The sequence below is a fragment of the Castellaniella caeni NBRC 101664 genome (assembly GCF_001592225.1).
Classification (GTDB): Bacteria; Pseudomonadota; Gammaproteobacteria; order Burkholderiales; family Burkholderiaceae_B; genus Castellaniella; species Castellaniella caeni.
Genome location: NZ_BCWN01000003.1, coordinates 88,034 through 99,774 on the forward strand (window position 1 = coordinate 88,034; position 11,741 = coordinate 99,774).

Here is an 11,741-nt window from a genome sequence, read left to right on the forward strand (position 1 = left end):
TTACGGGCCGTGCGCGGCGACGGCCCGGACATCCGCCCCAAGGGGCGTCGTTCACGCTACCTCAGATAGCGGGCGGCGATGCGCCGGGCACCGCCCACCCAGCGCCGCAGGCAGGACACGGCACGCGCCCGCTCGCGCAGGCGCCCGGCCGCAAGCGCCAGCCTGCCGCGCCAGGTACGGGCGCGGTGCCAGCGATACAGGCGCAGGCGACCGGTGCTCCAGGTTTGCTTGTAGGGCTCGTCGCCCACCGTCAGGTCGAAGCACTGCATATTGCGCGCAATGGCCCACTCGATCATGTACTGCAGCAGAATCCGGCCACAGGAATACTTATCCCAGGCACCCGATGCATACGCCGGCAAAATCCAGTAATAGCGCCCACGGAACATCAAGCCCCAGTGCACGGCCACGAAATCGTCGGCCACGCGGATGCTGTCCAGGGTGACCAGCCCCGAACCGATGTGGTGTGCGCTGAGCGAGCGGTAGAAATCGAGATAACCCGCCTCGGCAAAGAGGTCGCGGCTGCCGGTTTCCCGCCAGCGCCGCGATTTGTGCGCCACCAGGGCTGAAAAGGCGGCATCCCAGTCGCTGGCGGCATGATCCGGCGTAAACACGAACGCGCCCAGTTCTTTCAAGCGCCGCGCCTTGCGCCGGTTGCCCGCCAGTATCTGCGCCGAACGCCCGCGCAAGTACGCTTCGCACGTGGCGGGCAGCGTCACGAAATGGGCGTTCTCAGTGTGCTCCGCCCCCGGCAGGCGGGCCATGGGGTTTTCCGTGTGCGCAAAGCGCTCGGGCATGCGCTCGAGCCGGACGATGTCCACCCCCGCGATGAGCGCCAGGCACTCGTCCCACAAGCGCGCGAACGCCGCCGCATCCACCTGCCCGAGCCAGGCGGGGGACAGCAGGGGCGCGCGGTAATCAGAGACCCGGTCACCGGCAAAGCCCAGCACGCGCAAGCGGCCCTGCCGGTAGAGGCACAGAGGCCACAGCGCCACCGTGCCGCCCGCACCATCGAGCACCCGCACGAGGCGCGGCCGCACCCCCTGGCGCTCGCCCACCGCCCGCTGCCAGGCGATGTTCCACTGCCAGGTCTGGAACACGTAACAATCGCACTGGTCGACGAGCGCGGCCCAGGCGGCCTGCAGCGGCTCGAACGCATCATGCACTTCCAGCCAGCAGCCGGGCACGGCATGCGACGCCGCGCGAGCCAGCGCGGCGACCGACGCGTTCAGGCTTCTCTCTGACGCCACACCATCCCCCACGTCAAAATAAAACTGAAAATTTCAACAGCTATCATGGCGATGATTGCTCCGGGCAGGCCATAACGGCCGACCGCCAGCTTGAGCATCAGCAAAATGGCCGAGAAGCTGAGCACGGATTCGACCAGCATGAAACCGTAACGGTCGCGTCCCAGCAAGGCGTCGGTGCCGACGCGGCGCACGGAATAGACGGCGAAGTAGATCCCCCACAAAATCAGCAAGGGGCCGACGGCGTCATACTTGCTGGCCAGCACGTGTACCTTGAGCCACGGGAAGGCCAGCAGCAGCGCCAAGGTATACAGCACGGACAAGCCAAGCAGGCCGGCGACGGACACCAGCAGAAAACGCCGCAGCCGCCCGCCCCCGCCCTCGGCCACCAGATTGCCCAGGTGCGGGCGCGCCACGCGCGACCAGGCCACCACGCACAGGGAAATGGGCATGAGCAGCAGGCGCGAGGCGGTGAGTTCGGCCACCGCCGTGGCGCCCAGCCAGGCTGCGGCCAGGTACAAATAGCTGTAGTTGCCGCCCCAGGCGAGCCCGGCCCCCGGCAGGCCCAGACGCCCGCGGCGCCAGGCCTGGTGCACCGTGTCGGCATAACCGGCACGCCGGGTGGCCCGGTTGGCGGCCCATTGCCCGGACAGCAGCAGGGCCCCCGCATTGGCCGCCGCAAAGACGGCGAAAATGCCCGCCACGTCCAGCGCGGAGAGCGCCAGCAAGAGCAGCAGGCCCAGCAGCACGCCGCCCCCGTACCAGCAGTCGAGCGCCAGCACCCGGTGCGTCTGGAAGTGCAGGAAGGCCAGACTTCTGGCGTACTCGCGCTGGCCATTGGCCTTGATGAAAACCCCGAAGACGAGCCCCACCAGCGCCGGATGCGGCTGCCGCGTGGCCCACAGCGCCCAGGCGCACAACAGGGCCAGCAGGACGGCCAGCACCGTGGTGATGCGCCCCTGGTAGCGGCTCATGTCGGCCAGAACCCGGGCGCGCCGGGCCGCGTCATGGCCCGACACCAGATTGACCAGCGGGTTGGAGATGAGCGCCTCGAGCACGCTGGTGGCGAGCAGGCCCGCGGCGAACACCTGCGAATAGACCCCATAGGCTTCTTTGCTGACCAGGCGGATCAGCACCAGGCCCAGCACCAGGTTCAGCGCGCTCAGCCAGGCCTGATCACAAAATGACAGGAAAGTCTGGCCCACCACGCGCGACGAATGAAATGTATGCATGGCTTTCCATTTTTGCGACACAATCTAACAGTCTGTGTGCAGACATGGTATCCGCCTCATGCCGGAGTGCCGCGCGCCACGGAACGGCCTACAGTCCATGTTCAGAGCGCCTTTTCCAGGAACTTTGCCATGGCAGGAAACCCGCAGGCAGCACTTCATCCCATCACGTCCGAGCCGGCCATCGACCCGGTCATCGTCCCGCTGGTGATCATTTCGCCCGTGCGCGACGAATCCAGATATTTGCGCCGCACGCTCGATTCCGTGGTGGCGCAAACGGCGCGGCCCGTCGAATGGATCATGGTGGACGATGGCTCATCCGACGACACGCCCGAAATCATCCAGGAATACGCCAGCCGACATCCCTTCATCCGCCTGGTCTCCCGCGACAATCGCGGCTTTCGCAAGCTGGGCGGCGGCGTCATCGCCGCCTTCAACTACGGCAAGGAACGCATCGAACACACCGATTACCAGTACATCGCCAAGCTGGATGGCGACATGTCGTTCGGGCCAAAATACATTGAGACCATGCTTGCCAGGCTGCAATCCGAGCCGCGCCTGGCGGCGGCATCCGGCAAGGTCTACCGCGAGCAGAACGGCAAATTCATCAAAGAACGCCACATTGCCGAACAGGTCGCCGGGCAATTCAAGCTCTACAAGCGCGCCGCCTTCGAAGACATCGGGGGGTTCGTGCAGCACCTGGCCTGGGACGGCATCGACGTGCATCAGGCACGCCTGAAAGGCTGGCAAACGCTCAGCTTCTTCGACCCGGACGCCTGGCTCTGGCACCACCGCATCATGGGGTCCTCGGATCGCAATCTGTACATCGGCCGCCTGCGCTGGGGACGGGGCAACTGGTACATGGGCTACCACCCGCTCTACGCCATGGCGACCGGCATCAACCGCATGCGCGAAAAACCGTACGTCATCGGCGGCCTGCTGATGATCGCCGGCTACTGCTACGCCGCGGCACGCGGCCTGCCGCAATACGAAGACCCGCACTTCCGCCAGGCGCTCAAGAAATGGCAGCTGGCGCGGCTGCGCAAGACCATCGGCCTGGGCTGACAGGCCGGGTTCAACACCGACGAGCGCCCCTCACCAAGCAACGCTCGCGGTTTTCACCCACAGATACCGCCATGGCCCATCTTCAGCCGATCAGCCGCTTCAGCCGCTTCATGGCCCGCCACACGCAGCGGCAATGGCTGGCCCTGGGGGGGCCGCACGCCATCATCAGCATCACCTTCGACGACATCCTGGCTTCGGCGGCGCAGGCGGGGGCCCGGATACTCGAGGCGTACGGCTGCCGCGGCACGTTTTACGTGGCGGGCGCGCTCACGGCGGGCCTGGAGCAAGGGCGGCCCACGCACACCCTCGACAGCCTGCGATTGCTGCGGGCCAGGGGCCACGAGATTGCCAGCCACGGCTGGGGGCACATCGACTACGCCCGCGCGGCAAAGTCGGCCGCGCTGGCCGACCTGCGGCAAAACGCAGGCTTTCTGCACACGTACCTGGCCACGGATCAGCCCCCGCATTTCGCCTACCCCTTCGGGCGCTACGACCTGGCCAGCAAGCGGCTCACGCGTCGGCAATGCGGCTCGGCTCGCATCCTGGGCCACGGGGTGCACCGGGGCCGGGCCGATCTCCACCTGCTGGGCTGCGAGCGGTTCTACGGCCCAGGACGCAAGGCCGCCGCCTGGCAGGCAGTGCTGCACGCCCTGAAACCAGGCGACTGGCTGATCATCAGCACACACGAGGTCGAAGACACTTGCGGCCCATACGGCTGCACGCCCGACGAACTGACGGCCTTCATCCAGGCGGCGCAGCAGCAACGGCACCGCGTGCTGCCCGTGGGCGAGGCCATCGACCACTTCACGCGCCTGAACCGGGCGACTGCCCGCTAGCCGGAACACGCCCCCATATCGCCCCGGCCAAGCATGCGCACAGCCCCCGCCTCCCTTCACCCGCACACCCGCACGCTGCTCGGCGTGGCGCTCATCCTGACCGCGCTGGCGCTGCAGCCGACCGTTCTGGGCGCCTCGCTGCAGCGCTTTTACACCGAACACGGCACGCTCGAATTCCTGCTGCGCTCGGCCATCATCCTCGCGCTCTACGGGCTGGCGCTGCTGGCCGTCGTGCTGGGGGGCCTGTGCCAGGGGACGGTCAAATGGCCGCTGTTCGTCCTGTTTGCCCTCTCGATGAGCGTCAACAGCGTGTTTTACCAGGCGTCCCACCTGCCCATGGGCTACCCCGACTGGGTCATCCTGTGGCGCGCCCGGGCCGACTTCGACAACGCCAGTCGCCAATACGCCAGCGCCACCATCCTGGCGCTTGCCCAGCTGGCTCCGCTGCTGCTGGCCTACCTGCTGCTGCGCCCATCGCGTCGGCGGACATGGCCCTGGGCCCTGGCCGCGCTGGGCCTGTCCATTGGCCTGTTCGTCGCGCTGTGCGTGTCCCGGCAGGGGCGCGCCACCGAAAGGCTGCCCGGCGCCACCAATCTGTATGGCATGATGATTGCTGCGGCCTTCGACCGCCCGCCCGAAGCCTACCGCTACACGACCGACCGGCGCCCGGACGGCCCTCGCGGCGCCGATCACCTGGCCCTGATCGTGGATGAAGGCACCCGCTACGACCTTTTCACCCACGTCGTACTGCCCAATATCCGGCAGCAGTCTTCCGTCTGGCACATCTACGACTTCGGCGCAGCCACCGCGATGGCCGACTGCAGCGCCGAAACCAACATCATGCTGCGCAAGCTGGTCTCGTTCGAACACATCGCCCGGGATCTCTACCACGAGCCGCTGGTCTGGAGCCTGGCCCACAACGCGGGCTTTTCCACCTGGCTGCTGGACGCGCAGCACCATGGCGAGGGGCACGACTACTTCGACCGAACCGAACGCGCCCTGATCGAACACCGGCCCGAGGTACGCACGGGACACGACACAAACCTGATCCAGCACCTGATGCGCGCCTGGAAGACGTCGGCCAGCTTCACCTATGTCATCAAGCAGGGCACCCACTTCCCCTACAGCCAGGAATACCCGCCCACGTACCGCTCGGCCTCGCCCGCGCGCCAGGTGCCCTACGTTCAGGCCGACACGCGGCGCATCCAGGCGGTGGATTCGGTCGATTACCAGACGGGTCAGTTCTTCCACCAGCTGCTGCGAACCGCCCCCTCGGGGCGGGTGGCCATCTTCTACACGGCGGATCACGGCCTGAACATCGGCGACGGCCCCGGCACGGATCACTGCAACTCGATGGCCACGTCCCGGGTGGAAGTGGCCATGGTGCCGCTGCTGGTGCTCACCAACTACCCCAGCGACGCGCTGGCCGCCGCGGCCACGCGCAACCGCGACCAGCTGTCGCAGTTCGAGCTGGTGGCCACACTCAAAAATTTCCTGGGATACGACAGCGCCGCCAGCACGCGCAGCGGCCTGCTGCGCACCGTGCAGACGCCCATCCCCGGCTTCGTCTCGGGCAGCGCCTTCGGCCTGTTCGGCAGGCCTGTGGAAATCATGCCGGTGGATCGCGCCCTCTATCAACGGCTGGAACAGCAGCGCTGGCCGGCCAGCGCCCCGCGCGGCGGTACGCCCTGATCAGCGCAGGATTTCATCCAGCCGCCGGGCCAGGGTCGGGTACACCTGGCGCGCGCCCTCGACACTCAGATGGCTGCTGTCGAAATACAAGAACCGGCCCGCCCGCACCCACGGACACACGCCCCCCCGGCACAGCGCGTCATCCAGGCTCAAGACGCTGGCCAGCGGCCTCCCGGCCACCAGCGCCTCCAGCAGCTGATTGGCCCCCGCCTGCGAGGCGCGGTGCTCGGCCAGCGACACTGCGGACGCATTGATCTTGCGATCCGTGACGGTGCCAAAGCGCAGCGTCCCCAGCAGGCCCATGCGCTGATGGGGATTGTCTTCCAGCAGCACCACCGGGATGCCGCGCGCCTGATAGGCGTCCAGCGTCGCGCCCAAGGCCTGGCGAAAGCGCGCTTCCGGCACGACGGCGGCAACGCTGCCCACGTAGTTGATCCAGGAGTCGATGAGGACGACGGCCGACGCCTTCTGTGTCCAGGCCTTGTCGGCCAGCACGGGCCCCAGGCGCGCGCAGGCGTCGCCCGCCGGCTGGCTGGTGTATGCGAAGTCCACCAGCGACAGGCATCCGGGCAGTGCCGCGAAGACGACCCGGACATGCGCGGCCTTGCCGTAGGCGTCCAGCGCGGGCAGCAGGCTGCGGGCATGGCTGTCGCCATACGCCAGCACCCAGCGCGGCGCGGCCACGTCGCCCACCTCGCAGAAAGGTCGTCCCGCCAGCCGCTCCCCCCGCAGCAAGGCCGCGCCAAAGCATTGCCCGGACAGGGGGCTGACCGTCACGGAGGCCAGATACTGTTTCACGGTGGCCGTATTCGTGCCGCGCCCGGGCAAGCCCTGGGCGAGATAGACCGACAGGCCTGCGGCCCCCAGCAGCAGCACCGTGAACAGCAAGCCCCACGTTGTCCTACCCAAGGGCTGCCGGCGGATCGGCTTTTCGAGCCAGACATACGTGCCCCACGAAAGCAGGAAGGCGGCGGCCAGGGCCGCCACCTTGACGATCCGCTTGAGCGGATTGCCGAACTCGTCGAACACCACCGTGATCAGCGACCACAGCGTCCAGTGCCAGAGATACAGCGGATAGCTGATGAGCCCGACCCACACCATGGGCTTGCGCGCGAGCAGGTGGCGGTTGATCCAGGCCCCGGGGCCCGCTGAAATCAGCAGCGCGGAACCCAGCACGGGCAGCAAGGCCCAGTACCCGGGAAACCCGAACCAGGGGCGGATGCAGCACACGCCCACCCCGATCAACAGCAGCCCCGCGCAGGCCTGGACATTGCTGCCGCCGGGGGTGCCCGCCGCATGATGGCGGGCGGCCAGCCAGGCCCCCGCCATCAGCTCCCAGGCACGGGAGCCCAGCAGGTAGAAAGCGGCGGTGGCGTCCAGACGCAGCGACAGCAGATTGACGAGGAACGACAGCAGCGTGGTCAGCGCGACGACGCGCGTCAGCGGCCAGCGCCGCCGGATGGAGAACCACAGGATGAGCGGCCAGAAGATATAGAACTGCTCCTCGACGGCGAGGCTCCACAAGTGCAGCAGGGGCTTGAGCACGGCATCGGTGTCGAAATACCCCGCCTCCTGCCACAGGACGAAATTCTCGACGAACCAGGCCCCCCCCGCCACGCTCTTGCCCAGGCGGGCGTACTCCGTCGGAAAGAGCAAAAACCAGCCCACCAGCAGGCACAACGCCAGGATCAGGATCAAGGCGGGGAAAATCCGGTGGATGCGCCGCTTGTAGAACACCAGCAGGCTGAAGGCATGCGCCTCGAAGTCGCTGATCAGCACCTTGGTGATCAGATAGCCGCTGATGACGAAAAAAATATCGACGCCGACAAAACCACCCGGCAGCCGGACGGGCGCATAGTGATAGACCACGACGGCCAGCACGGCCAGGGCGCGCAGGCCATCGATGTCCGGCCGATAATCGATCGCCGCCCCGGCGGCCTTCATGACAGCACCACTTCGTACCAGGGGCTGGCGTACTCAAGCGCCCCCTGCAGCCGCACCCAGACACGCCGCCCATCGGCATCCGGGGTGATCGCGCTGTCCGGCAGGCGGATGCGCCGCTGCCCGGCGCCGTCCAGCGCATACACGGCCAGCCCGGCCGCCGGATGGGGCACCGCGAGGCTGACATCCAGGCGCTGCATCCAGGCTGGCGCCCGCGTGTCGCGCCAGCCGGTCGGCCCCGGGTGTCGGGGATCCGGCTCCAGGGTCAACCACCCCGGCTTGCCGGGGTATGGCACGACCCGCTGCGGACGCGGCGGCGCGGAGCCAGGCTGCGTGCCGGTCGTGAACCCGCCCAGGCTGACGAGAAAATGCCGGGACGCACGCAGCGCGACGTGATCGAGCGGCGTCACGAGCAGCTGAACGGGCTGCGCCTGGCGCGCCTGCAGCCGGACGCCGAAATCCGGCCCCGACACCACGGCACCCGGCGTCAGCGGGCCGAACACGCCCCAGACATCGGGCGCATCCAGCACCAGGCGCTGCGCCTGCGCGTCGCGGCGCAGCGCCCCAGGGGCGGAGGATGCGGCCTGCATCGGCGCCCCGGACAACGCCTGCCCCGCCTCTGGCCTCTGAGCCGACAGGACGTCCTCGGCCAGCTGCACCCGCAGCACCGCGTCCACGTCCACGCCATGGGTTTTCCGCAGCCACCGTTCGAGCGTCTGCGTGTCGATGTTGCCCTGCAGCGCCAGGGCGTTGCGCTGCGCCCGCGACAAGGGCAGCAGGACGCGGGGCTGCAAGGCGGGGACGAGTGGCTGCCGGAAGATCCGCGCGCTCTGGCCGACCAGGGCGTACTGCCCCCAGTTGCCGCTCAAGGCAAAGCTGGCGGGCGACTGCTTGGGCTGCGCATCGTCGTCATAGTCGTAGAAGAACAGGCCATCCCAGTCCTGCTGGGCGGCGACAGCCGCCAGGATCGGCGTGATCTCGCTGCCACTGGGCGAGGGAAACGGCTGATTGAATTCGCTGACGACGAAGGGCTTGTCGGCATCTCGACGCAACGCCAGGCCCAGGATACGTTCGAGCCCCGCGCCCGAGGCCGACACGTCCGGCACGCGCCAGTCGGTGGACTGCCAGGGGCCGCTGCCCGCATACACCGGATGGCTGACATACAGGTGGTTGTCGATATAGTCCATCTCCGCCTGGGCATCAAAATTGAGTACACCGCCATAGCCCATCTGGGTGCCGGTCACCGGCACCGCGCCCTGCGTCGCCTCGCGCACGACCGCCTTCATCTGGTCGAAATACGCGCGATCGGTGTCGATCAGGAACTGCAGGAAGTCGAGGTCGTACGCCCGCTGCGGGTCTTCCACGTCCGGCCCGCCGTCCAGCCAGGGGATGTGCCGCGTGACGCGATCAAGCCGCGCCATCCAGCGCTGGGCCGTCGTCGGGCCGGCCGCCCCCGTGCCATACAGCGTTGTCTTCGGCAGCGCCAACACATCCGGGTCGGCGCAGCGGCGCCAGGCCGCGCAGGCGTCCGCCACGCTGCCGTAGCGCCGCACGACCCAGCGCCGCCACTGCGCCTGCAGCACCTCGCCATAGCCGGGCGGGATCGCCTTCGGCCAGTTTTCACCGTGCCAGACGTCGCTTTGCCAGGCATCCAGCAAGGACGACTCATTATTGATTTCAACCAGGGCCAGGGCCGGGCTGTCTCCCAGCCCCAAGGCTTCGATGAGGCCGCGCGCATAGCGCTTCTGCTTTTCGATCAAGGCGGGATAGTACACCCCGATCGGCACCCCCACCTCGGCACGCGGATCGGCCCCGGCGACCGGCGGCACGCCATCCACGTCGGGCCTGAAGCGGTAGCTGACGTGCAGGTTCAGGTCGATGTAGATGCCCTCCTGGGACAGCGCCTGGATGAAGGCGCGCAGTCGCCGGATGGCCACGGGGTTGAAGCTGGGATAAGGGCCAGTGGTGAGTACCCCCTGGGGGGCGGCATCCGGCGCGTCGCTCAGGTGAAAATCGAGGTGATGCAGGCGCACGGCATTGAACCCCAGCTTGCGCAGGCGCCGCGCGGCGGCACGCGCCCCGGATTCCGCCGGAAAGTTGGCGCCAAAGCTCAGGTTGGCCCCGAACAGGCGCACGCGCACGTCGTCGGCCGTGTCCGGCAGGCCATCGGGCCCGACGGCATAAAAATGATGATGCTTGACGAACAGCCGGTCGGCGGGCCCCAGCGGATGGTTCAACGCGGACTGATCCGGCGCGCCCGCCAGCCGGTCTTCATCCACGGTGAAGGGATAGAACATGCCGCCGTCCGGCAGCTCGGCAAACGCCGCGAACACCCGCGGCGCGGCGGGCGCGGCCAGGCAGACCAGCAGCCCGGCCGCGGCAAGCCGCGCGAGCCGGTGCTTCATCGCCCCAGTCCGGGCACGCGCCCCAGATGCGGCGCCGGAACCCGCGCACCCGGATGCCGCTGGCGCAGCATGAAGACCCGGGCCGACAGGCTGGTCGAGGAAAAAATCAGGACGATGTTCTGAAAGGCCGTATCACTGAGAAAATCAGTTTCGGTGACGTTGCTTGCCAGGATGATGCACAAAAAGGCCAGATGCAGGGCCGCCTCGGATCGATCGAAGCGCATCAGCTGAACGATGCTGCGCAGGTGCCAGGCCAGCATCAGGACGAACAGGCCGAAGCCCGCCACCCCCAGCTCGTTGAGCAGGTCGAGATAACCGTCATGCCCCTGGGGCGGCATCCAGCCCAGGGCGTCGGCAATCGCCTGCGCCGGGCTGCCCTCGCCCAGCCAGAACGACCCGTACCCGATGCCCAGGACGGGATGCTGTTGAAACGTCGCCAGCAAAAAATGCCAGATGCTGGTGCGCCCGGTGAGATCCGTCCCCTTGTCGAACAGGCCGGCGATGGGCCCGGCGAGCTCGGCCCAGCTAAGCCACTGCCCGAAGAGGACATAGTAGAAATGGCCCAGCAGCAGCAAGAACAGCAGCGCCACGAGCGCCAGGATGCCGTTGGAAAAATCGCCGGTGAACCAGCGGCGCTGCCAGTAGCCGTACACACAGGCGCCCAGCACCGCCATCAGGATCGACGTCGAACTGCGGGCCATGACGAGCACAAAGGCGCTGAACAGCAGCCCGGCCAGACACAGGGATCGCCGGAACTCGCCGCGCGACCACTCGAAGACCCACAGCACCAGCCCGTAGGCCGCCACGAGCCCGAGCGTGTTTTTCTGGAAAGTGATGCCGCGCCACGCCGTGCCATGCACCGGGTCGATGCCGATTTCCGGAAAGGCCAGCGCCGTCACCGCCGACAGCAGGCAGATGGCCATCAGGGTGGCCAGCAAGATGCGGGGAAACTGCAGCGCCCCCGCCAGCACCGGCGACACGCCGAGCCCCACCAGCAGCAGCCCCAGCAAGATGATCACCCGCTTCAGGGTCACCACCGGATAGGGCGACCACAGGACGGACAGCAGACAATACGCAAGCAGCAGCAGCAAGAACGGATTGAGCTGCCGGACGACGGCGGACATCTGCCGACGATGCCGGTACAGCACGATCGCGGCCACCAGAAACAGCAGAGACAGCTGCAGCTGCCTGGCCAGGGAGCCCGACGTCAGGCTGATGTCTTCGAGCGCCTCCGGGTTCAGGTAGCTCAGCGTCGTCGGCACCAGCGACACGACGAAGCTGTAGGCAACCAGCGCACCCGTGACGAGATGCAGCTTGCGCACGGCCATG

At 67.7% G+C, this 11,741-nt stretch carries 8 protein-coding genes; 3 read left to right on the top strand and 5 right to left on the bottom strand.

Annotated features, from left to right (window positions below):
• Positions 1-56 precede the first annotated feature (56 nt).
• Both CCA01S_RS02710 and CCA01S_RS02715 read right to left on the bottom strand, forming a co-directional pair.
• The gene (locus CCA01S_RS02710; protein WP_146030607.1) at positions 57-1,247 is read right to left on the bottom strand and encodes a GNAT family N-acetyltransferase; all 1,191 of its coding nucleotides are present in this window, start codon (positions 1,245-1,247) and stop codon (positions 57-59) included.
• Positions 1,226-2,476 (bottom strand): lipopolysaccharide biosynthesis protein, encoded by a 1,251-nt coding sequence (locus CCA01S_RS02715; RefSeq protein WP_066453705.1) that lies wholly within the window; start codon positions 2,474-2,476, stop codon positions 1,226-1,228. Before CCA01S_RS02715 ends, CCA01S_RS02710 begins: the two co-directional genes overlap by 22 nt.
• 129 nt (positions 2,477-2,605) lie before the next feature.
• On the opposite strand from CCA01S_RS02715, the gene CCA01S_RS02720 reads away from it, so the two are divergent.
• From CCA01S_RS02720 to CCA01S_RS02730, 3 genes are all read left to right on the top strand, one after another.
• The gene (locus tag CCA01S_RS02720) at positions 2,606-3,538 is read left to right on the top strand and encodes a glycosyltransferase family 2 protein (RefSeq protein ID WP_066453706.1); all 933 of its coding nucleotides are present in this window, start codon (positions 2,606-2,608) and stop codon (positions 3,536-3,538) included.
• A 71-nt stretch (positions 3,539-3,609) separates the two neighbouring features.
• Positions 3,610-4,374 (top strand): polysaccharide deacetylase family protein, encoded by a 765-nt coding sequence (locus CCA01S_RS02725; RefSeq protein WP_066453708.1) that lies wholly within the window; start codon positions 3,610-3,612, stop codon positions 4,372-4,374.
• Between the two features lie 33 nt (positions 4,375-4,407).
• A complete protein-coding gene (locus CCA01S_RS02730; protein ID WP_066453711.1) occupies positions 4,408-6,066 on the top strand; it encodes a sulfatase-like hydrolase/transferase in 1,659 nt (552 codons plus the stop codon).
• On the opposite strand, the gene CCA01S_RS02735 is transcribed toward CCA01S_RS02730, so the two are convergent.
• The 3 genes from CCA01S_RS02735 to CCA01S_RS02745 are packed head-to-tail and all read right to left on the bottom strand — an operon-like array spanning position 6,067 to position 11,734.
• Complete coding sequence (locus CCA01S_RS02735; protein WP_066453712.1) at positions 6,067-8,010, bottom strand: acyltransferase family protein; 1,944 nt, start codon at positions 8,008-8,010, stop codon at positions 6,067-6,069. It lies immediately after the preceding gene.
• Positions 8,007-10,412 carry a hypothetical protein gene (locus CCA01S_RS02740; protein ID WP_066453714.1) on the bottom strand — a complete coding sequence of 802 codons (2,406 nt, stop codon included), beginning with the start codon at positions 10,410-10,412 and terminating at the stop codon, positions 8,007-8,009. Before CCA01S_RS02740 ends, CCA01S_RS02735 begins: the two co-directional genes overlap by 4 nt.
• The gene (locus CCA01S_RS02745; RefSeq protein WP_180984170.1) at positions 10,409-11,734 is read right to left on the bottom strand and encodes an O-antigen ligase family protein; all 1,326 of its coding nucleotides are present in this window, start codon (positions 11,732-11,734) and stop codon (positions 10,409-10,411) included. Before CCA01S_RS02745 ends, CCA01S_RS02740 begins: the two co-directional genes overlap by 4 nt.
• Positions 11,735-11,741 lie beyond the last annotated feature (7 nt).